Origin of the sequence: Myxosarcina sp. GI1, assembly GCF_000756305.1 — a bacterium.
Taxonomy (GTDB): Bacteria; Cyanobacteriota; Cyanobacteriia; order Cyanobacteriales; family Xenococcaceae; genus Myxosarcina.
The window spans coordinates 297,709-318,724 of record NZ_JRFE01000006.1 but is presented as its reverse complement, the minus strand read 5'-3'; the positions used below and the strand labels follow the sequence as shown (position 1 = coordinate 318,724).

21 protein-coding genes and 1 pseudogene are annotated in these 21,016 nt (G+C 39.0%); 13 read left to right on the top strand and 9 right to left on the bottom strand.

Features of this window, described 5'->3' with window-relative positions:
- The first annotated feature begins 3 nt into the window (after positions 1-3).
- The 3 genes from KV40_RS36005 (at position 4) to KV40_RS03340 (ending at position 3,086) form a co-directional block, all read left to right on the top strand.
- Entirely contained in the window at positions 4-1,014 is a 1,011-nt protein-coding gene (locus tag KV40_RS36005; protein WP_216595508.1) for a tyrosine-type recombinase/integrase, read from the top strand.
- Entirely contained in the window at positions 1,004-1,906 is a 903-nt protein-coding gene (locus KV40_RS31770) for a DUF6262 family protein (protein ID WP_052055311.1), read from the top strand. Before KV40_RS36005 ends, KV40_RS31770 begins: the two co-directional genes overlap by 11 nt.
- Positions 1,907-2,276: 370 nt before the next feature.
- Positions 2,277-3,086, top strand: coding sequence for an AsnC family transcriptional regulator (locus KV40_RS03340; protein WP_036477995.1), 810 nt, complete (start codon positions 2,277-2,279; stop codon positions 3,084-3,086).
- 192 nt (positions 3,087-3,278) lie between these two features.
- Here the strand turns inward: KV40_RS03340 and KV40_RS03335 are convergent, their stop codons facing one another.
- Positions 3,279-4,412, bottom strand: coding sequence for a hypothetical protein (locus KV40_RS03335; protein WP_036477992.1), 1,134 nt, complete (start codon positions 4,410-4,412; stop codon positions 3,279-3,281).
- Positions 4,413-4,528: 116 nt separating this feature from the next.
- Entirely contained in the window at positions 4,529-4,765 is a 237-nt protein-coding gene (locus KV40_RS03330; RefSeq protein ID WP_036477989.1) for a hypothetical protein, read from the bottom strand.
- Between the two features lie 796 nt (positions 4,766-5,561).
- Between KV40_RS03330 and KV40_RS31765 the strand changes: the two genes are divergently transcribed.
- Together KV40_RS31765 and KV40_RS03315 are read left to right on the top strand one after the other, a co-directional pair.
- Positions 5,562-6,110 carry a competence protein CoiA family protein gene (locus KV40_RS31765; protein ID WP_052055310.1) on the top strand — a complete coding sequence of 183 codons (549 nt, stop codon included), beginning with the start codon at positions 5,562-5,564 and terminating at the stop codon, positions 6,108-6,110.
- Entirely contained in the window at positions 6,103-6,756 is a 654-nt protein-coding gene (locus KV40_RS03315) for a hypothetical protein (RefSeq protein ID WP_036477984.1), read from the top strand. Before KV40_RS31765 ends, KV40_RS03315 begins: the two co-directional genes overlap by 8 nt.
- 73 nt (positions 6,757-6,829) lie before the next feature.
- Here KV40_RS03315 and KV40_RS03310 read toward each other — a convergent pair.
- Positions 6,830-7,480: pseudogene (locus KV40_RS03310) on the bottom strand (magnesium chelatase domain-containing protein); the annotation flags it as partial.
- 191 nt (positions 7,481-7,671) lie between these two features.
- Between KV40_RS03310 and KV40_RS03305 the strand changes: the two are divergent.
- The 7 genes from KV40_RS03305 to KV40_RS03275 all read left to right on the top strand — a co-directional run bounded on the left by KV40_RS03305 (position 7,672) and on the right by KV40_RS03275 (position 14,836).
- On the top strand, positions 7,672-8,610 hold the full coding sequence (locus tag KV40_RS03305; RefSeq protein ID WP_036477980.1) for a glutathione S-transferase family protein: 939 nt from the start codon (positions 7,672-7,674) through the stop codon (positions 8,608-8,610).
- Between the two features lie 143 nt (positions 8,611-8,753).
- Positions 8,754-9,089: a transposase gene (locus KV40_RS37215; RefSeq protein WP_036477975.1), complete on the top strand. Its 336-nt coding sequence runs from the start codon at positions 8,754-8,756 to the stop codon at positions 9,087-9,089.
- Positions 9,090-9,221: 132 nt separating this feature from the next.
- Positions 9,222-9,389 (top strand): hypothetical protein, encoded by a 168-nt coding sequence (locus tag KV40_RS37210; protein WP_156113926.1) that lies wholly within the window; start codon positions 9,222-9,224, stop codon positions 9,387-9,389.
- Between the two features lie 95 nt (positions 9,390-9,484).
- Positions 9,485-11,593 carry a response regulator gene (locus tag KV40_RS03290; RefSeq protein WP_052055309.1) on the top strand — a complete coding sequence of 703 codons (2,109 nt, stop codon included), beginning with the start codon at positions 9,485-9,487 and terminating at the stop codon, positions 11,591-11,593.
- A gap of 344 nt (positions 11,594-11,937) precedes the next feature.
- Entirely contained in the window at positions 11,938-12,579 is a 642-nt protein-coding gene (locus tag KV40_RS03285; protein ID WP_072013761.1) for a Crp/Fnr family transcriptional regulator, read from the top strand.
- 188 nt (positions 12,580-12,767) lie between these two features.
- Entirely contained in the window at positions 12,768-13,169 is a 402-nt protein-coding gene (locus tag KV40_RS03280; protein ID WP_156113925.1) for a hypothetical protein, read from the top strand.
- A 35-nt stretch (positions 13,170-13,204) separates the two neighbouring features.
- Entirely contained in the window at positions 13,205-14,836 is a 1,632-nt protein-coding gene (locus tag KV40_RS03275; protein ID WP_036477965.1) for a PAS domain S-box protein, read from the top strand.
- Positions 14,837-14,859: 23 nt separating this feature from the next.
- On the opposite strand, the gene KV40_RS03270 is transcribed toward KV40_RS03275, so the two are convergent.
- From KV40_RS03270 to KV40_RS03250, 5 genes are all read right to left on the bottom strand, one after another.
- Positions 14,860-15,228 (bottom strand): cupin domain-containing protein, encoded by a 369-nt coding sequence (locus KV40_RS03270; protein ID WP_036477963.1) that lies wholly within the window; start codon positions 15,226-15,228, stop codon positions 14,860-14,862.
- Positions 15,229-15,249: 21 nt separating this feature from the next.
- On the bottom strand, positions 15,250-15,525 hold the full coding sequence (locus KV40_RS03265; RefSeq protein ID WP_052055308.1) for a hypothetical protein: 276 nt from the start codon (positions 15,523-15,525) through the stop codon (positions 15,250-15,252).
- Between the two features lie 101 nt (positions 15,526-15,626).
- The gene (locus KV40_RS03260) at positions 15,627-16,490 is read right to left on the bottom strand and encodes an Hpt domain-containing protein (RefSeq protein ID WP_036477960.1); all 864 of its coding nucleotides are present in this window, start codon (positions 16,488-16,490) and stop codon (positions 15,627-15,629) included.
- A gap of 62 nt (positions 16,491-16,552) precedes the next feature.
- Entirely contained in the window at positions 16,553-17,272 is a 720-nt protein-coding gene (locus KV40_RS03255) for an HAD-IA family hydrolase (protein ID WP_036477957.1), read from the bottom strand.
- A gap of 69 nt (positions 17,273-17,341) precedes the next feature.
- Entirely contained in the window at positions 17,342-18,532 is a 1,191-nt protein-coding gene (locus KV40_RS03250; RefSeq protein WP_036477954.1) for a 1-acyl-sn-glycerol-3-phosphate acyltransferase, read from the bottom strand.
- A 186-nt stretch (positions 18,533-18,718) separates the two neighbouring features.
- Between KV40_RS03250 and KV40_RS03245 the strand changes: the two genes are divergently transcribed.
- Positions 18,719-19,648, top strand: a complete 930-nt coding sequence (locus tag KV40_RS03245; protein WP_052055307.1) for a CHAD domain-containing protein — start codon at positions 18,719-18,721, stop codon at positions 19,646-19,648.
- Between the two features lie 79 nt (positions 19,649-19,727).
- Here the strand turns inward: KV40_RS03245 and KV40_RS03240 are convergent, their stop codons facing one another.
- Positions 19,728-20,930 (bottom strand): NAD(P)/FAD-dependent oxidoreductase, encoded by a 1,203-nt coding sequence (locus tag KV40_RS03240; protein WP_036478129.1) that lies wholly within the window; start codon positions 20,928-20,930, stop codon positions 19,728-19,730.
- Positions 20,931-21,016: the final 86 nt, after the last annotated feature.

Sequence of the window (21,016 nt, the reverse complement as noted above, 5' to 3'; positions counted from 1 at the left end):
TGGTTGGATATCCGCAGGTATCTGGTTCGCTCCGAAGACTTCCCCAAGCTAGAAAAATCCTTGCCTCGCTACATACCAGAGGAAGTAATAAGGCAGCTAAACGAGCATTTAGATGAATTCGCTCCGCCAGTAATCAGAATGATCTTGGTTTTAACCGAGTGCGGGATGCGAATCTCGGAGCTTGTAAATCTAGGTTTTGACTGCCTACTTCAAGATAAGGCTGGAGATTGGTTCTTGAAATACTACCAATTCAAGATGAAAAAAGAAATTACCATTCCCATCTCACGGGAAATTGTTCGAGTAATCCAAGAGCAGCAGAGATTTATCCGCCAACATTTTACTCAAGAAGAATTTAATTACTTGTTTTGCTCTAATAAGGGAGTCAAAAGACCAAGTTTCAAGCCTTTTCCTACGGTGATGACAAGAAAAACCCTACCTCGTCAACTAAATCGCGTAGCTAAGAAACATAATATTTGCGATAGTTCGGGCAATCTTTGGCACTTTCAAACCCATCAGTTTCGACACACCGTAGGAACGCGAATGATTAACAATGGTGTTCCCCAGCATATAGTGCAAAGATATCTCGGTCATGAATCGCCGCAAATGACTGCGGTTTACGCCACCATACACGACGAAACCATGAAAGAAGAAATAGCTAAGTTTCAGGGCAAGGTAGTCAGTATATCTGGAGAAGTAGTTGAAGAAAAAACTCCAGAAGTTGAAACGGGCGATCTGCAATGGGTAAAACGAACTATTCAAGCTCAAGCCCTTCCTAACGGCTCATGTGCTTTACCCATCATTTCTCAAGGCTGTCCCCACGCCAATGCCTGTCTGACTTGTACTCATTTTAGAACTACCAGCGAGTTTTTAGCGGAACATCAGCAGCAACTCGATAAAACGATTCAAATCATTGAAAAAGCTAAGGCAAACGGTTGGCAGAGACAAATCGAGATGAACAAAAAAGTCAAAGCCAATTTAGAAAGTATTATCGAGAGCTTGAAAGATGAATCATAGAAGAAACGCTACAGGTTTGATAAACAATGCTCAGTTAAAGCGGCAGAAGTCATTTGAAAAGCTAGAGTCGGGTATCCAGCAATTACTTAGAGAGAAAAGAGCGATCAACTTTAACTCCGTTGCCGAGGCATCGGGATTGAGTAGGGGCTGGCTGTATAAAGAAGCTGAAGTAAAGGCTAGGATCGTTCAACTCCGAGAGCAGACTGAAAGTACTAAGAAAATCCCATCCAAACAGAAACCTTCGGACACTTCTAAGGATGCGATTATTAGAACGGTTAAAGCTAAGACTAAGAAGGTTGAAGCCGAAAATAAAGCCCTTAAGTCTCAGCTTGAGACGGTTTACGGTCAGCTATTAAACCAGAAAGAGTTGCAGCAAAAGTTGGAGCGATTGGAAGCGGAAAACGCCAAGCTTAAGGATAGGCTGTACTCGCCTATTTCTACAGAGTCAAGAGCGAAAAAAGTAACTCAATTAAGGACAATTAGTAGTATTAGCGAAAGAATTACTCATGAGCTAGAAAGTTTAGAGATTACTCCTTCTAGTACCTTGATCAAACAAATTGAAAATGCTAGCGAGGGTGTTGTAATATCCGCGATTGATGCTTTAAAACAACAGATAGACAGCAACTCAATTAGAAGTCCTGAAGCTTGGCTTGCAGCAGCGATTCGTGATTCGTGGAAGCCTAACGAAGCTATAGGCAAGACAGAGGCTAGGAAAGATCTAATTGAAGAGTGGTATCTGTTAGCTCGCGCCTACGGTATAGTCAAAGGTCGTCGCCGAGAAGATGAGGAGTGGCTGGKTCAAGAAAACACTGGGCAATGGTTTAAACAACAAGAGCTTTCTTCTAAGTGGACTTTAGATTATTTACGACAAGTCGTCAAAATCGAGCGGTAACAAATCTTAACTAAAGATAACAGTATTTTTTGTGCTTAATTTAAAGGGACTATGTTAGCGTTTATATTAAATACGCAAAATTGGGCAAAAGAGTCAAGTTTAGCAGACAGAACTCTATTACCCTATTGCGTTTGTTCTAATGTCCTTGTCTATAAAGACGGGGACTTAAACCCCTACTAATAAGGATTTATTTATATGAACATCATAGCGACCGTTTCTACTGATAGACAAGTTTTCCTCTCCGAAACGTTCAAGGGAGTTAACATTTGTTCAAAAGTATGCGTAGATAAAATATTTATTTTTAAGGAAAGTAGTTCAAGCTTTAGTTCATCTCAAAATCTTCCAAGATATATAGACTCTAGTCTTTCTAATGGAAACATTTATAAGTCTGGATAATACAAACATACAACTTTTGACTGAGATAAATGAGCTTGGAGAGGCATCTATCGCAGAATTAAGCAATGCAGTTTACCTAACTCAAGATGCAGTCAGAAGAAGATTAAACAAACTAGAGCAAGAACATTTAATTACTTATAGAAAAAAAAGGAAAAGTAATGGTGCTGTTGCTCACTTCTTTACGCTCAATAATGATTTTGAAGAAGAGCTAGTTTTTAGAATGCAAGATGATCGTAGTATTTCTGCCTCATATTTAGAAAAGCTTAGTGAAAATCAATTAAAAGCTTTGACTGCTTTAGCTTTGATAGGTCAAGGAACTGTTAAAGATATTTTTGAAAAGTCTGGGATGAAAAAGTCTTCAAGTACCCATTCAGCTCTTAGTAGATTAATAGGAGATAAAACGGTTCGTCGTCGCTATGAATCAGAAGGGAAATCTGGATATATCTATTTTTTTACGAATTTAATACCCGCTAGAGATTGTATTGAGGAATTTAATAGAAGATTTTTATTTCACGAAATTCAAGAATGTAGCTTATTAAAAATGACAAACAACTTACATTACGGCTCAAATAACGATAAAGACCATAATACAAATGATTTAATTTACTCCGATGAAGTTAATACTGTGGAAAAAACCTCAGTAGCTTCTGAAGTTATGAGTTTTTCGTCTAGGCTGAGAAGATATTGCGAAATGAAAAATCAATTAAATGTACTAAAGCAAGAATTGATAGATGAAGGAGGAGAAGATATCAAGTATCTTATCGAAAACAATTATACCTTCTAAATATTTAAAGCGACGGATATACCGTCGCTTTATTTACGGGGCGCGTAGATTTACCAGTCAGATCTCCTAAATCAGCACTGACGGGTTTAACTCCCGTGCGCTCCACAATTTTTATTGTAATTACTCTCTAATCATTTTAAAGATAAATGCTTAATAGAACTTTGCACCCTTGTTCATATTGTTTCTCAAAATTTACTTGCTTTTTTTTGACTCTGAAAGCAAATCTTGTTCTGACACCTCCATTGAACTTTGAGCGGTTGCTACTACAATCGATAAAAAAATAATCATTTTTCTGGTGAAATCTCTGTAGGGGCTATTTTCATTTAGACAATCAATTGTGTCTTTAACGGTATCAATACATAAAACCATTTTCGGTTTTGTAGCTCCCGTGATGCTATCTATAGGAAGAACTGCACAAGCAGCTATAAACTTATATTTGCTAGTAACTTCTCTTTTCTCAAAAGGAATGTTATTTGGAGAAGAAGGTGTCCAAATATTAACTTGCTGAGGATGCGTTAATGCCCATCCCGCAAAACTATCTTGTAATGATAATGGATCTTTTGTATGAAGATTATTCCAAGGATTTATTCCTGCTACAAAATATAGTTTGTCATCATTTTCATCTCTGCAATACAAAGATATTCGATGATATTTAAGTGTTGAAGAATTTTCCAAAAAAAGCTCAACGAATATTGTAAAATACTTTTCAATAAATCTAATAAAATTCACAGCTCCAGCTATATGCTTTACATTGTTGTCAACTAGAGCTGTAAATACGCCTATTAAAAAGCTTACTGCACTGTCGCGTTGTTTTTCTGATATTTCTTTTTGCTGATTTAAAACAATACTAACTTGAGATATTTTATCAATTTCATATTTGAATCTGTCGTTACCACTCTGAAATGCAATCACAACATACGGTAAAGATTTTATAGCTAACTTAAAGAAATTCTTATTAATTCCTGATTCAAGAAGAGCATTGTAAGCAACAATAAAAGAATATACTATAAGGACTAAAAGTCCAACAAGTATAGTAGAGACAACAAATAGTGTATATATTGATAATGCTAAATTAGAGGATATATCATTACTTCCTTCCGATAAAATTCTTAAAAAATCTGTTACTGTGGGTATAACGCCACCACCAATTATTGCTACTAACCCTCTAAGCTTTGGAGATTTATCCAAAAATCCACTGTCTCTTTCAGAAGGAGAACGCCAACCATCTGTTACAAATATTATTCCTAATAAAATACCAAGCAGTCCAAAGGCTAATACTATTACTTCTTCAATATTAATGCTTGATGTAGAAATGTTTAATAACATCAATGAATAAAACATTTAAAAAAGAACATAGATGTACTAAAAAATAAAATAGCATATCTATATTCTTTTAAAAGCCGTCCTACTCTGGAAAATTAAGTATTTTGTCGAATTTTGATTTAACTAGCTAATTTTTCAACTAATTTTTGAAAATTTTTAGTGTTTTCTAAGTTTATATCTGCCTCGCTTGAAGAGAAATAAGCGTTATCTTGAATCACTCCAGCTTTATGTATAAGTCTGGCTTCGTGCAAAACGTCTTCTCTTTCATTGTAAAAATTATCATCAAAACTAGTTGAGGTACGGTATTCAGATGAACTTATTTCGCTCCTTCTTCTTTTAGAACTAGTTTTTTTCATGATTTTTCTATGTTTTTCGTGTGGTGAATTTATTGTACAATCTCTAATTGATAATGATATAGTCTATTCGAGATATTTTAGTGATGGTTTTAATTGTACTACTTGTAGCATCAAAATCACTCCATGTTTTGGACTATTAAATAGTCGCACACAATTCTACATGTAGACAAGAGAGAAATCACTACTAGAGTAAGTACGCAAAAATTAGAATTAGAATATCTAATAATTTATACTAGATATATACGGTTTTTGAAAAAATTTATGCAAACTTTAGAATGAAATATACTAAAAATTTACTTTTATATCCAAGTTTCAGTTAAACTACAATAACAGTTTGGCAGTAAATTAAATAGTTTTTTACGATCCTATGCGCCGCCCAAATTACGCAAACATCTAGAAAAGACGTAGAAGCTTATTGAATAAGACAAAGATTAATGCTGGCTTGGAATCCTCTGGGATATATTTTTGGAAACATTTGATCGCCATAAACGATTCTATAGAAAGTTCTCGTGGGCAAGAGATTCATCGTCTTTGCGAATCGCTTGGTTATGACAAGGCGAAGAGAAGGTTGGTGCAAGCATTTAAGAAGATAGACGAATTACGAAAAGAGCATTCTATATATTGGAAGCATAGCGGTTACACATACAATGTCATTCTTCGGTATTTGAAAGGTAATACGGTAGCTTGATAGATGTGTCTATAAATACAAAGTAAAAAGCTTTTAAAAGTAAAGCTGAAGCATTTTAGATACGGATAAAATAAGTTCGTACCAGTGATATCGAGGGTGTGTTTTAATATGCCTTTTAAAGCTTTAGATGCTGCTACCAAACAGAAAATAATATCTTTTAATTATTCTTCCAAACTAGAGTTAATCGCCAAGCACCAAAATATTGTCTGTATTTATTGTGGTGCGGCAATGCATTGTCGCGAGCGCGTAGGATACTTATTACACTTCGTTCACAACGCTCCGCCACAAAAATGCCCCTCAGCAGGAGAAAGCTGGGTTCATCTAGAGTGTAAGAAAATAATATACGACTTATTAACTAAAAGACTGAGCGAACTTAGCAAGGAACTTAGAAATAACTATCGAGTCGATATTGAATGTCCCGTCAAAGCAATTGGCAGAATTATCGATGTCGCCCTGCTTTATAGAGATGTACCTGTCGAAGCTCACGAAGCGCAAATTTCTCCGATTACTGTAAAAGAGCTAGAAAGCAGAAACCAGGATTATCAATCATTGGGTATTGCGCCCTACTGGTATTTTGGGCGAAAATCTTTGAATCCAGAGATAAAAAAGTGGTGCGAGCGCACTGCTGGGGAGGTAAGATTTTTTGAGATTGAATGAAATCAAAAGCCCTGTTAAATTAATTGAGAACCAAAAAGTTTCCAATCTTTACTTACGCTCAACACCAAATAGTCTGCGAGAAGCAAAAAATCGTCCAAAATTATACAAGAAGAGATCGCAGTTTGCGGCTTACGAAATGAAAGTCTGCGGCTTTAAAATTAGCAGTAGTAGATTTAGTTTTACACTTAATATCATTCCAGAAACCCATAGTATTTCTCCTCGGCTTAACCCTTATTCACAAGAAAAGCCAGTAATACTTTGGCTGAAAGAATATTTAAAAGAGCTTACAATTGATGCAAATCTATATTTTTTGAGCGTCAAACATAACGATCGCGACTGTATTTTTCTTTTGGACGGAAACAAACCAAAAATCGTTTACAAATATCAAACCGAACCCATCTCTCTAGAATCTTTAGATACCGAAACGGCACATTTTGCCAAGCAAAAAATCACTTGCTTCTGGATCTTTGACTGTCAGGCTAAAAATAAAATTACTGAAAAATGGGCTACCGCTCGCTTCGGCGAGTTTCGCTTCGTGCAGCGGTATGATGACTACATGACAATCCTTTCTTTGTTGCCCAATAACAGTATAGGCTTTCCTTTAAATTTCATAGAGGAAGGGCGTTTGATTAGAAAATATCTTTAATTAAGCTTAGTGGATATGTCCATAAAGCAAAAAGCTTTTATATTTTGGATTACAGCGTTTTAGATGCAGATAACAGGTAATTATGCCCTCCTGCCGCAGCAATTTCTAAAGCGCGACGAGCGTGAACTTGACCTTTAACGTCTTTAAGATTGGCATAATCATAAAGCTGTGGTTTTGCCGAGCTAGTTTCTAAAGTTACTGGCTGATGTTGCTGAGGACGATCTAAAAAGCTGGCTACTTCTTTTAGGTGATTAAAGCCAAAAACGTTTAAGTCTTTAACCACAGCTGCTTCTTGGGCGTTATTAGCAGGTACTACCAAACCCGTAATGCCTAATTTTTGAGCGGCAGCAGCGATGGGTAAAACTCCCGACACCGCTCTTAAAGTACCGTCTAAAGAAACCTCGCCATAAAATAAGTAGTCTCCTAACAGTTGGGGATTAATCTGTTCGGATGCCGCTAAAATTCCCACGCTAATAGGCAGATCGAAACTCGGTCCTTCTTTGCGTAAATCGGCTGGCGTGAGATTGATTACGATTTTACGTACGGGGAAAGCAAAACCTGCATTTTTTAATGCTGCTCTCACCCTCTCTCTAGATTCCTGTACTGCCATATCGGGCAACCCCACGACGATAACCTTTGGCAGTCCTCCCGATATGTCTACTTCTACCCCTACCTTAATCGCGTCAATTCCTGCGATCGCAGCACTCCAAACTCTTGCCAGCATCAGCTACTCAACCATGACATCTCTTCTAGCCTATGCTCTGTGGCTATAATTACCTAACCGCAAATTTACCAGTATTTTTAGCTTGAAATTAGTCGAACAATTGGTGAAAGTTTAAAATTAAACAGAAGATTGCCTCAGACACTAATATAAAGGCGATCGCAATAGCTATCTAGAGAAATGGGAGCGAGATTATGGCAACGGGAATGATGATCGATGGTAAATGGACAAACGAAGAATACGAAAAAGACGATAAAGGGCGTTTTCAGCGCAATCCTACCACCTTTCGCGATCGCCTAACTGCTGACGGTTCTAGTGGTTTTCCTACCGCCGCCGACAGATACCATCTTTATGTTTCCTATGCCTGTCCCTGGGCACATCGCACTTTAATTATGCGAAGTTTGAAGGGATTAGAAGATGCTATTAGCATCTCAGTAGTCGATCCGTTGATGGCAGAAGGCGGATGGGAATTTTCTGATTTTAAAGACACCGTTCCCGATACTGTCAATCATGCCAGTTATTTAAGAGAAGTATATGCCAAAGCCGACCCCAACTATACAGGCAGAGTTACCGTACCTATTTTGTGGGACAAGCAAACTGGAACGATAGTTAATAACGAATCTCGCGAAATTATACGAATGTTAGATACGGAACTAGAAGCAATTGCCAAAAACTCTGTAGATTTATATCCTCAAAAGCTACAAACAGAAATTGACAAGGCGATCGACGATATCTATCAACCAATTAACAATGGCGTTTACCGAGCAGGATTTGCGCGATCGCAAGCTGCTTACGAGGAAGCAGTTACAGAATTATTTTCCGCTTTGAATTACTGGGAAAAAGTATTAGATAAACAGCAATATCTCTGCGGCGACGTACTAACAGAAGCCGACATTTGTATGTTTACTACCCTATTTCGTTTTGATGCCGTTTACTACGTACACTTTAAATGCAATCTGCGCCATATTTGGGATTATCCTAATTTGTGGAGCTATCTCAAAAAAATCTATCAGCATCCAGGAGTTAAAGAAACTTGCAATCTAGAACATATCAAACTGCACTATTATCAAAGTCATCCTCATATCAATCCTAGCGGTATCGTTCCTCAAGGACCAATAATAAGTTTTGGCTAATTTTTTAATGAGCTATTGCCCATTGGTGACAAGTTAAGAAAAAGTAAAAGTTGTCAAATGTAGTCAAGTTATGGAGTGTTGGAATTTTAAACTGGGTAGTAAATATCAATTTTGTCCTCCAGAGCGCTCGAATCGTAAGTTAAATGGCACACTCACAAAAAAGCATCAGAGACCACGCCAGAAATAGAACTCATCCCAATATAGATAATAAAGTAATTGCTCAACAGCTAGAGGATTTGGTCAAACCTAAAGGTAATCCCATTCTGGATTTGCGTTTAGTTGAGATTCGTCATGGTCGTAGCTGGTATCGATATCTTACTTCGGTACTTGACCCCAAGATTTTACCTCCCTTTGTGGTTGGCGCTCTCTACTCACGTCGCTGGCGAATCGAAGAAAGTTTTCTTCTACTTAAACGGTTGCTAGGTTTGAGTTACTTGTGGACTGGTGAGCCACTGCGTTGGGCGGGTTCCCCGACTTGAAGCAAGTGGCGTTCGATTAATGGGATTAAATTACAAATCTGGGCAACATGGCTTTTCTCTGCTCTTCTCCTCGCTCTCTCTGATGAGATTGCTGACGAGCTTACCTTACCTATAAATTCTATTTCTGTAGAAATGGTTTTTCGCGGAATTTATCATTTTACCCAAGCATTAAATCAAGGCAATGTCACCAATATTGTCGCCTATCTAACTGCACCTGAAAATCGCGACTTGGAGATAGTCAAATCCCCTCGCCCTAAAAGAGCTATGCCCCCTCTGGACTTGTCTCCGAATCCCTCTTGACAACCGACACAGAGCCTTAACTTGTCACCAATGCACAATACCTCTTACCCATTACCCTTTAAATGATGATGCAACGCCAAAATATTTAATGCTAAATGTTAAACTTTCTCTTACTAGAAGACAGTCCCTTAGATGCCGAAGTACTACTAGCCACCCTAAATGATGGCGGTATTGACTGCGAACTGTGGTTGGCAGACACTCGTGCTGAGTTTATCGAAGCTCTAGAAACTAAGCGGTTTGACCTGATTTTGGCAGACTATGCCGTTCCTGGTTTTGATGGTGCTTCTGCCTTAAAAATTGCTCGCCGTCTGTGTCCTGAAATGCCATTTATCTTTGTCTCTGGCAGTTTGGGAGAAGAATTGGCGATCGAATCAATCAAACAGGGAGCTACCGACTATGTTCTCAAGCAACGGTTGGAGCGGTTAGTGCCTTGCGTCCATCGAGCTTTACGGGAAGCCGATGAACGTCGCGCTCGTCTACAAGCCGAAACCGCCTTAAAAGAAAGTGAGGCGATACTGAAGGCAGAATTAAACGCTACCAAACAGCTACAGCTAATTAGCAGCCAATTAATTCAGGAAGACGATGTTAACTCTCTTTACGAGCAAATTCTAGATGCAACCATTGCCTTAATGCGATCGGATATGGGTAGTTTGCAGATGCTCGATATGCAACAAAACGAGCTACTCCTGCTGGCATCCCGAGGCTTCGCTCCGCAATCGATTGCCTCTTGGCAACGGGTAAGAAGTGATTCGCCCTGTGTATGCGGCATGGCTTTAAACAAAGGCGAACGAGTATTTGTGCCAGATATCGAAACCTGCGATTTTATCGCTGACGTAATGACTTATGAGGCTTTTCGTCTGTCTGATATTAGATCTGTATACACCACACCATTGCTCACTCGGACTGGTCATATCGTGGGTATGATTTCTGCCCATTGGCGCAAACCCCATCAACCTCTAGAACGGGAACTCAATCTGCTTGAGGTGCTAACCCGTCAGGCTGCCGACCTAATCGAACAGCTACAAACCGCAGCCGAACTCAGTCAGCTTTTAGAACGAGAACGAGAAGCAAGGCAAGAAGCCGAACGCGCCAATCGCGTAAAAGATGAATTTCTCTCTATTCTCTCTCACGAATTGCGATCGCCTCTTAACCCCATCTTGGGCTGGTCGATTTTGCTGCAAAAGCAGAAATTAGACTCGACTCAAATGGCTAAAGGACTTGCCGCTATCGAACGAAATGCTAAAGTTCAAACTCAGTTGATTGACGATCTTCTGGATGTAGCAAGAATTTTAGAAAAAAAACTGAGACTGAAGCCAACTGCGGTCGCTCTTAACTCGGTCGTTGTGGCAGCGATTGAAACACTTAAAACCATAGCCGAATCTAAATCTATTTCTATTTCCCTAAATTCCGATCTATCTTCCTCGGAAAAAGTATGGGGAGATCCGGTACGTCTTCAGCAGATTGTCTGGAATTTGCTATCTAATGCCATTAAATTTACGCCTTCAGGAGGTCGGGTAGATATTCGGTTAGAGCGGATAGAAGATCTTGCCCAAATTACCGTTAGCGATACGGGAAAAGGTATCGCCCCCGATTTTCTGCCCTATATTTTTGAATCTTTCCGTCAGCAAGATGCTTCTACTACCCGAGAGTTTGGCGGTCTGGGTTTGGGTTTAGCCATTGTCCGCTATTTGGTAGAAGCCCACGATGGAACCATTATCGCTGACAGTTCGGGTGAAGGACTCGGGGCGACCTTTACGATCGAACTTCCGTTACTACAGGTTCCTCTCGATAGCAACGGCACCAGGGAATTGCCGCCCTCAGAACTCGATCTGACAGGAATTCGTATTTTAGCGGTTGACGATCGCGCCGATGCTAGAAATTTATTAACGGCAGTATTAACCTCCTACGGTGCTGAGGTGAGAACGGTTACATCGGCAAATGAAGTTTTGACAATTATCGACTCTTTTCAACCATACGTACTGATCGGCGATCTTGCTATGCCCGATATGGATGGCTACACTCTCATCGAACAGATTCGGGCATTACCTTCTCAAATCGGAGAACAGATAGTCGCGATCGCTTTAACCGCTTATGCCAGAGAAGAAGATCGCCAGCGGGCTTTAGCCAGTGGTTATCAAGCCTATTTGACTAAACCTTTAAATCCATTACGATTAGTACAAACTGTGGCAGATTTTTTTAACTGACCTTACGCAAAACGACGAAAAGTTAACAATTATAAATATTGTATGAAAAAAGAGCGATCGAACCTTTTAACCCTTTCCTTTTAACCTTTTACCTGTATTAACAAACTCATTATTGAGTAACATCAAATTTTTAAATTATTGTTTTTTGTACATGCTCGTACAGAAGCTTTCTTAAAATTAATAGTAAGCTAAATATAATAATAAACCAATATTTTCTTTAGATAGAATGATAAAAAAAGTATCTCTACTAAAAAAAAAGTCCTCTAAAGGCAAACAACTTTTTACTACAGAGTTTACCCAATAGTGTTTATCGACAGCTCGAACCACATCTAAAACTCGCCCATTTGACTCAGGGAGAAATCCTTCATTTAGCTGGTGAAAGGATTAATGAAGTTTATTTTCCCATAGACTGTTTGCTCTCGATGACCATAACTATGAGCGACGGCAGAACGATAGAGACTGGTTTGGCTGGCAATCGAGATGTTTTGGGTGTTAATGGTTTTATGAGTAGCACTGAAACTAATCAGACGGAATATATCGTTCAAATTTCTGGTCGGGCATTTAAAACCAGCGCGCAGATAATGCGCTCGATGTTTCTAAAAAATTTAGAGTTGCGAACTCTGATGTTGTGTCATACTCAAGTACTAATCGCTCAACTCGCTCAAACTGTTGCCTGCAATGGACTTCATAGTTTAGAACAACGAATGTCGCGCTGGTTGCTAGAAGCACGAGAGCGCACTAGCTTCAACAAACTATACTTAACTCATGAATTTATCAGTAATATGTTAGGGGTGCGTCGTGCAGGAGTAACTCAATGTGCTAAGCAATTTCAGAATCGAGGTATTATTCAATACTCACGCGGTCATATAGAAATTATCGATCGCCAGGGACTAGAAGACAGTGCTTGCGAATGTTTTTGGGTAGTGAAACAAGAATCCGATCGCCTGCTGGGAATTTCAGATAGACTAACAGCTAACGATCGCTAGCAACTAAGATTTTCGCGAATTATAAGTTTACTTTATAAAGCAAAAACAAAATACCCAAAGAAATATTATCGGTATTTTGAGCTTATTTTGTGCTGCTTAACATCGAAGAACATAAAGTTTCAAGCCAATTACAAGCTGCTGTATATAGCGGCATAAACAATATTCAAAATCAAAGCAGGTACAAAATAGTGAGAGATAGACAAAAACAAGTACCGACAGTTTTACTATTAGAAGAAGATGATGAAACCCGCCGACCACTAGTCACAAATTTACGTTCCAAAGGTTATCGGGTTTTAGTTGCAGTAGATATGGAAAACGCGCTAGTTTGGATTGAGAATTTGGCTGAAAAGCCAGACGTATTTTTGATTAACCAAGTCAATACATCTTTAGAAGAATATTTAAAAACGATCCGAAGCCTTTACCAGCAAACCACGCTTTCAACTGATACGCCAACAGTTATTTTAGCCGAGCGATATCCTGATTACCTGGAAGGTAGCGAAAAAATAATAGACGGCAATATATTTATAGTTTTTCTAGAAAATGTCGAGCAGTTATTCAATTTGCTTTATTGTCTTTGTTTTAAGCAATGAGCAATGAGCATTGAATAGTTGAAAATGATAGTTAGATGCTAAAGCAAATTTCCCCTTTATTAATTTCTCAGGAACATGGTTTTTGTATTATCGAAATGTTGTTCGATCGCCAGCAGCAACCCATCGATTATCGTTTTGTAGCGGTAAATCGAGCTTTTGAAAAACAGACTGGACTAAAACAGGCTCTTGGTAAACGAATGCTCGAACTCGTTCCCAACCACGATAAACACTGGTTTGAAATTTATGGTCGAGTCGCGCTAACAAGCGAAGCAATTCATTTCGAGCATTTTGCTTCGGCATTGAACCGTTGGTATCGCGTTTATGCTTATCCCGTCGAACGGATAGAAAGCCAACACAACAATGTTGCCATCTTTTTTCAAGAAATAAAGGAGTTAAAACCACTAGCAACATTATCAAACAATAGAACAAATGACGTAGCGATCGCTAGTGAAGAATTTGATGGCAGCTATAAAACCGATTTTGAGGGCAAATTTATTTTTGTCGCTCCAAAACTATGCGAAAAGTTAGGCTATTCTCAATCCGAACTCTTGGGTAAAACATTTGCCGAAATAATGTACCCCGAAGACGTAGCCAAAAATATAGACTTGTTAAAACGTATGGCTAGTAATAGTTTGCCATATCGACTCAAACAGCATCTTCTTCGTAAAAACGGTTCGCCGCTCGCAGTCAAACTTGTGGCATATCCTATCTACAATGTAGCAAACACTGTTGAGTTTGCCCGTACCGTCATTACTTGTGATAGCGAAGTACAGAAGCTACAATCTCGTATGCAACAGAGCGAAAGACGTTTGGCTTTGTTGGCAGAAATTGTTCGAGATGTATTTTGGATACTAGATCCTAAAAGTTCGCAGATTTTATATGTCAGTCCTTCCTACGAAAGAGTTTGGGGACGCTCCAGACAAGAGATTTATCGAAATTACACCAACTGGCTTGAGACAGTTTATCCTGGCGATCGCCAACGAATTATAGAAACTACTGCCAGTTTTGATTACCAAGAAGACGCTGAAATAAAATATCGTATCGTTCGCCCTGATGGTTCGATTCGCTGGATAAGCGATCGTGGCTTTGCCATTCGAGATAGCCAAGGTCAAATCGACCAAATTATTGGTATCGCTAGAGATATCACTGCTGAAAAACAAACAAAATGGCAGCTAGAAAGGAACAACCAGTTTTTTAAGTTTTTGTCTGACTCGGCAATAAATCTAGTCAAACACCCCGATTCCGAAGCATATCTTTCTAATTTATTAAATCGACTTGTTTCATTGCTGCAACTTAAATGTTATTACTTTTGTGCGATCGCCGAAGATAAAATTCATCTACAGCTAAAACTCAGTTATGGAATTGACACAGTAACTCGTCAGAAAATAGAGAGCGTTAATTTAAATGATTCGGTCTGCGGTATTGCTCTTGTTTCTGAAGGAAGATTAGAAATAGCCAACGTGCAAAATATAGCCAATTCTAAATTCGATCTGCTTCACAGTCTCGGCATCACCGCTCATGCCTGTTATGCTGTAATCGTTGAAGATAAAGTAGTGGGAACGCTTTCTTTTAGTAGGGATACGGGAAATAGCTTTGATGCCGAAGAAACTACCTTGTTACGAACAGTTTCAGATCTGGTAGCGATCGCGCTGATGCCAAAAAGTTAGACACTTTATAAGACGACTATAACTTATTCCTCTGAATAAACCGTTTCGGCTTCTTTTTTCCAGGCGGGATCGACAATACAAATAAATACCAGAGGTTCTTCACCAAGATTTTGAATATATTGTTTGGCATTTGGTGGAATATAAATTGCGTCTCCTGCTTCCACCTCGCGAGTTTCATCATCGATAAACATTTTACCCCGACCGCCAATCAGATAATAAACTTCTGAAAATTCCAGAGAATGAGGTAATGAAGTTTGTCCGACAGGAACGCTCGCCCAAGCTAAACTGTAACCCAATTCTAAAGACTGTTTGTCTGGATGTAGCAGTTCTCTTAATTGTGTACCATCTCCTGCTACAAATTCTGCCATCTCACTGAGTTTTTGAACTAACATCTTTGACAATTCAGATTGAGTTTACTTGGATTGATAGTCGGAACAATCTATCGCTAGTTCTGTATTAGCAGCATGAGGTTGGATCGTACACTTAAGACGATAATCCCGTGTAAAAAAGCGACATTTAGAACAGGGAATTTGATGCATTCGCTTGGCTTTAGCCACTGCATCCATAATTGCACTTACCAGGCTCCAACCACAAAGACCTAGTAAAGAAGAAGCGCAAAAAAAGCGAAGTGAAAGATTAACTGGTTCTAAAAACCCAATTAAATATCCGTGATAATGATATAAAGCCAAGGAAAATATGCCTTTTACGTTCTATAAAAATTTATTATGACATAGATTAACTTTGGCAATCTATCTTCCCAAGCAAAATAAAAACCCAAAAATTGCTGTTTTTATAGTCGGCTAGAGATAATTTGACAAATCTGCTTGAGTTGCTGTTTGTTGAAAGATTTCATTAGAGCGACTGCTGCTGCCTGTGGCTCTCTAGGAATAGTTATCGTTGCTGAAGCAGCAGTTCCGCCTGCGGTTGCCGCTAGCTGCTGTAAATTTCTACTGGGAACTATAGTATCTGCCTGTCCAGCATTTAGTTTATCCCCTGCTAGCTTAAGCTCTTTAATAACTACTTGCGCGATCGCATTATAAGGATATTTTTTGTTGCTTACTGCTAACTTGGCAGAATTAATCAGTTTTTGCCAGTTAGCTTGGTCTGGAGCTATTTGGGCTAATGATTGACATAAATCCTGTAGTTTTTGGCGATTTTCAGCACTATCGGGCTGTTTGAATAGCTGTAACATTTGTTTGAGAACTACAGTAATCTTACTGCTCGAATCACCACCAGAAAGTAAGCTATTCAAATAATTTTGCAAGTCTACAAAGTTATCTTCAGCCTGCGATAAAATTTCGACGGCATCTTTGTCGCTAAAATCGCTAGAGCTTTCCAAACGTTCGATCAGATCTTGAAGACAATCGTATCCGTTTAAAAATAAATTTTCTAACTTGCTATCGACATTAATTTGATTTTCTTTAAGTACTTTGAAAGAATCTTCCAGACGGTGAGCGGTTTTTTGAATGCTAGTATAACCGAGCATTGCCGCTCCACCTTTTACAGAATGTGCCGCACGAAACATTTCGTTTACAGTTTCGGCATCCTTTGCAGAGGTAGATAGCTGTAATATTCCCTGTTCTAAAGTTTGCAAATGTTCTTTTGCTTCTTCTATGAAATAGCCTAGAATTCTTTGTTGATTGGTTGTATCCAAAGCTAATTCCCCCTATTTTGCCACATAAAACTACACATATTTAGCAATATATAAGAACAAGTTTATCCCAGACTCATTAAATTGGGTAGTCGCTCTCGATTTTCGATCGATGTTTGAGAGCGATCTAACCAAAAAGATTTAATTCCGATATTTTTTGCTCCTTGATAATCGGCGTTAAAACTATCACCAATATGATAGGCTTGGCTAGCATTAATATTATGTTTTGCTAATGCTGCTTGAAAAATTTTTTTATCTGGTTTGGCAGAGCCAACAATTGAAGAAACGGTAATACTACTGAAAAATAGATCGAGATCGAACAGTTTTAATACTGTATTTAGACGGGTATCAAAATTAGAAATAACACCTAATTGAATTCCCTGTTGTCGCCATTTTTTTAGGCTAGGAACTACGTCTGAATAAATATACCAAGGTTTTTTAGTTGCAAAATGAGCATATAGCTCGTCAAAAAAAGCATTAAAATCAGTAAAATTATCTAAAACTTCTATTTGAGTAAACGTTGCTTCGGCTAAATTTTTCCACCAAATAAATTCTTGTCGCACAATTGCTTCTAATCGATCTTCTTGAAAAGCTAAGGGCGGACTCTGTTTAAAATTGTCAATAAAAGCTCGATCGATTGCAGCAGCCTCTGCTTGTACTCCATACTTAATAGCGATCGCTCGATAAATTTCGCCTACGCTACCTTTAATTCCGAATAAAGTTCCTACAGCATCGAGATAAATTACCTTGGGTTTGGCAGTCTCAAAAGATAGTTGAGAATTCATATAATTAAAGCAGTTTTAATTAAAGAAACAAAAATTAGAAATACAAGTATTTGCGTTGTCAGAATCAAGTCAATCAAAAGCAGATTGTGTCAAATTTTTTTGTACTGTTTCTTGCAATTGTTGATTTAACTTTTGGACTACTGCTTCGCGATTTTCTCGATATTGGGTAAAGTAGTCTTTGAGGTTAACTGGCGAGCCGATATTAATACAGGCTTTACGATGTCCTTTTACGGGTGGATAGTTAATTTGATAAACTTCTCGTTCCAATCGCGCCAAAGTATCTAAAAACCTTTCTGCCGTTGGATACTCGGCAACATAACCATCGTAAATAGCGTCGAAATTTAATAATCGTACCGTAGTTTGATAGAGATCTTCTCTGGTTGCTTTGGTTATGTCTAATGCCTGAAGGGGAGAATCTAACAGTGACTGTATTTTATAGACTCTTTCCCGTAGAGGCAAGCGATCTGCCGGGGTTAATCCTAGCTTGGTTTCGCAGCGATCGATTAGTAACTCTTTAAGCCTTTCGATGCGTTGATTCCAGTTGAGTGTGGTATCGAGTTTGCCGCTAAAGTAGTGATGTTCTAAATCGATCAAGATTCTTTCAGCAACGATTCGCAAACGCTGATAAAAATCATTAGTAAGAGGAGTAATTTTTAAAGTTGCTTCCAAATGACTCAAAGTTTTTGCGATCGCCGAGTCCATAGGACTTGTATAGCGATACTTTAAACTTACGGGTACTAAATAAAAGTCGGGAACGGTTTCTTGTTTGGCAATTTGAGCGAGTGCTTTAAAAGATAGTTCGATCGCTCCCGCACGAAAAGGCATAACCGTATCATTTTGATAGGAACAACCCCCTTCGGGAAAAATAACTAAATGGGTAGCAGGTTGTTGGAGTAATTTTAAAGTTTGGACGATACTGGAGCGATCGCCAACTCCTCTTCTAATTGAATAAGCTCCAATTGTCTGTAAAAATTTACCTATCCAGCCTTGAAAAGCTTCCTGGGCGATGATGTAATTAAATAATTGCCCTATTCTTGCCGACAGGAGAAACATTACAACTCCATCGTCTAATGTAGGATGGTTGGGTAGATAGACAATGCGTTCCGATTCAATTTCTTTAAGCTTGGCGACATCTTCGGGAGCGATCGCTAATTCTAGCTGATAGGCAAGACAAGCAGCAGGATAAGAAATGCTCTGGCAAAGTCGAGTAAATAAAGGATTGAGTTGCGGGGGAAAAAATTGCGAGCTGCGATCGGACATAAATTAATATAGTCAAATTTTTTACAGTCGGGAAGTTCCCAAATTATAGTAAAAACCAATCTCGATCGCCTGAAGTTAAAACTATGGCTCTATATCTAAATGCAGTTTAAGAGGTATTTAAGCGAAAGTTATTATTAGATTGTATGATGATTAATTCAGCAAAAACTATAGAGCCACTTACATTTCATGCCATACAAACTCAAGGAAGGAGAATCAATCTCTACAGAAATCAAAAGAATTATCAGCGAACAGATTGACAAAGCAACCGAAGAATTAACGGTTAAGATAAAAGACGATCGCGATGAAGCAATCCACGATGCTCGCAAACGGTTTAAAAAAATACGAGCGGTAATTCGTTTGGTTCGCGATGATTTGGACAAAAAAACCTATAAGAAAGAAAACGCCTGTTTTCGAGATGCGGGAAGGCGTTTATCTGGCGTGCGAGATGCAGAGGTACTATCGGAAACTCTAGAAAGTTTGGAAAAACATTTTCAAGAGTACGTCAATCCGGAAGCATTTGGCGATTTAGAGCAAATATTAACAGAACACTACAAGTTAATGAGCGATCGCGTTTTCGAGCAGCAAGATGCGGTTAGCGAAGTAGTAACAGATATTAAAGAGGCTAAAGAACGGATTAACAACTGGTCTTTAGATAATGATTGGTCGGTATTGGGAGCGGGTTTAAAACGTATTTACCAACATGGTTATCAAGACGCTCGCGGCATTTTTAATAACCAGCCAACGGTAGAAAATTTACACGAATGGCGCAAACAGGTTAAGTATCTTTGGTATCACCTTAAAATTTTGCACCCTGTCTGGTCGGATCTACTAGAACAGTGGGTAAAACAAAGCCACCAGCTAGCAGATTACCTGGGTGACGACCACGATTTAGCCGTACTCGGTGAGTTTATCGACGATCGACAGGAAGAGTTAGCCAGCAATACCGAAATTGCGATTTTAAGTTCTTTAATCGATCGCCGTCGCGAACAACTACAGCTATCGGCTCAATGGTTGGGACAAAAAATCTACGTAGAAAAACCCAAGGCGTTTGTCGGTCGCCTCGGTGATTACTGGCACATTTGGCAAAGAGAAACCGCAATTTCCAGCAGACTATAGCGTAAATAAAGCAACCGTTTAATTTTTTTGAAAGCCTATGAATTACAGCTTTTTAACTTTTGACTTCCGCCTGGCGGTACTAGCTAGAGCGATTGGCTGTAGAAAGCAATTCTACTAAAGGTTGAGTAATCCAACTCAAGCCTACCGTTAGCTGATGTTTGAGGGTAGGCAGACGGGAAAGATAGACTAAACGGCGGGCAATATATGCTACAGAGCCATCGAGATTGAGTCCCAAACCGCTCAAGGTAGCATTATCCATGCCCAAGGTCATCATTTCTCCCAGATTTTGATATTGGAAATCGAGTAAAGGACGGTTGGTCGTCGATGCCCAAAGATTCCAGGCACAATAGTCCGACTGTTGAAAAGCTACTTGTGCCGTTGCGGGTAAAAGCTTACCGTCAGCATCGTAACATTCGGCAATATCACCAAGGGCAAAAATATCATCTCGACCGACTACTTTAAGAGTTGGTTCGATTTTTAATAAGCCACGCTGAGTTTTTTCTAGAGGTAAGTTTTGAATTAGCTCTACGACACAGTCGCCTACAGTCCACATAACGATATCGGCAGGAATTGTATCGGTCTGTCCTTTATAGGTTAGAGAAATAGTATCTAACTCAACTTTGCTAACTTCGGTTTCTAGATCTAGCCAAACTTGCCGCTGTTCTAATGCCTTAATTGCGGCTTCACGATTGAATTCAGGACTATCTTTGAGAATTTTGTCGCCGCGATCGACAATTCTAATTCTGCCTTTGGCTCCCAGGCGATCGCTCAATTTACAGGCTAGTTCTACTCCACTATAGCCACCACCGACAATAACTACGCGAATCTTTTCGGGGTCGAGTTCTTCTAATAGTCTTAATTTCTCTTTAAGGCGATAGGCATCATCGATACTGCGGAAAGGAATAGCATACTTTGAGGCTCCAGGAGCTATCTCGGTTGGGGTTTTACTGCCTGTAGAAATAACCAATTTATCATAATCAATTTCTCTATCTTTATCTAGTTTTACCTGTTTGCTTTCTACATCGATATCGGTAACAGAACCTTGCTGAAAAATAATTCCCGTGTTTTCTAAAATTTCAGCGAATGGGGGAGCAATCTCCCAGGTTTGCATTTCTTCGGTAATCAACTCGTAAAGTAGAGGAGAAAAGAGAAAGCGATCGCTCTTATCAATTAGAGTTATTTCTGGTTTTAGTGTCGATTCCCAGGGTAACTCACTAAGGCGCAGGGCAGTATATAAACCACCAAAGCCACCACCAATGATACAGATACGCGATTCACTCATAAAACTAGCCATCTTAATAATGATGGAACAATTATTTGCTACTAACTTTATTTTGATTGTAGCGAATACCACAAGCGAAGGCAGAA

Bases quoted from the DNA above. Each gene is read 5' to 3' on its own strand.
- KV40_RS03275 (WP_036477965.1), top strand. From the start codon at position 13,205: ATGCTAAAGCAAATTTCCCCTTTATTAATTTCTCAGGAACATGGTTTT.
- KV40_RS03240 (WP_036478129.1), bottom strand. From the start codon at position 20,930: ATGAGTGAATCGCGTATCTGTATCATTGGTGGTGGCTTTGGTGGTTTA.
- KV40_RS03330 (WP_036477989.1), bottom strand. From the start codon at position 4,765: ATGAAAAAAACTAGTTCTAAAAGAAGAAGGAGCGAAATAAGTTCATCT.
- KV40_RS03270 (WP_036477963.1), bottom strand. From the start codon at position 15,228: ATGTTAGTTCAAAAACTCAGTGAGATGGCAGAATTTGTAGCAGGAGAT.
- KV40_RS03255 (WP_036477957.1), bottom strand. From the start codon at position 17,272: ATGAATTCTCAACTATCTTTTGAGACTGCCAAACCCAAGGTAATTTAT.
- KV40_RS03245 (WP_052055307.1), top strand. From the start codon at position 18,719: ATGCCATACAAACTCAAGGAAGGAGAATCAATCTCTACAGAAATCAAA.
- KV40_RS37210 (WP_156113926.1), top strand. From the start codon at position 9,222: ATGGTTTTTCGCGGAATTTATCATTTTACCCAAGCATTAAATCAAGGC.
- KV40_RS03335 (WP_036477992.1), bottom strand. From the start codon at position 4,412: ATGTTATTAAACATTTCTACATCAAGCATTAATATTGAAGAAGTAATA.
- KV40_RS37215 (WP_036477975.1), top strand. From the start codon at position 8,754: ATGGCACACTCACAAAAAAGCATCAGAGACCACGCCAGAAATAGAACT.
- KV40_RS03290 (WP_052055309.1), top strand. From the start codon at position 9,485: ATGTTAAACTTTCTCTTACTAGAAGACAGTCCCTTAGATGCCGAAGTA.
- KV40_RS03250 (WP_036477954.1), bottom strand. From the start codon at position 18,532: ATGTCCGATCGCAGCTCGCAATTTTTTCCCCCGCAACTCAATCCTTTA.
- KV40_RS31765 (WP_052055310.1), top strand. From the start codon at position 5,562: ATGCCTTTTAAAGCTTTAGATGCTGCTACCAAACAGAAAATAATATCT.
- KV40_RS03305 (WP_036477980.1), top strand. From the start codon at position 7,672: ATGGCAACGGGAATGATGATCGATGGTAAATGGACAAACGAAGAATAC.
- KV40_RS03340 (WP_036477995.1), top strand. From the start codon at position 2,277: ATGGAAACATTTATAAGTCTGGATAATACAAACATACAACTTTTGACT.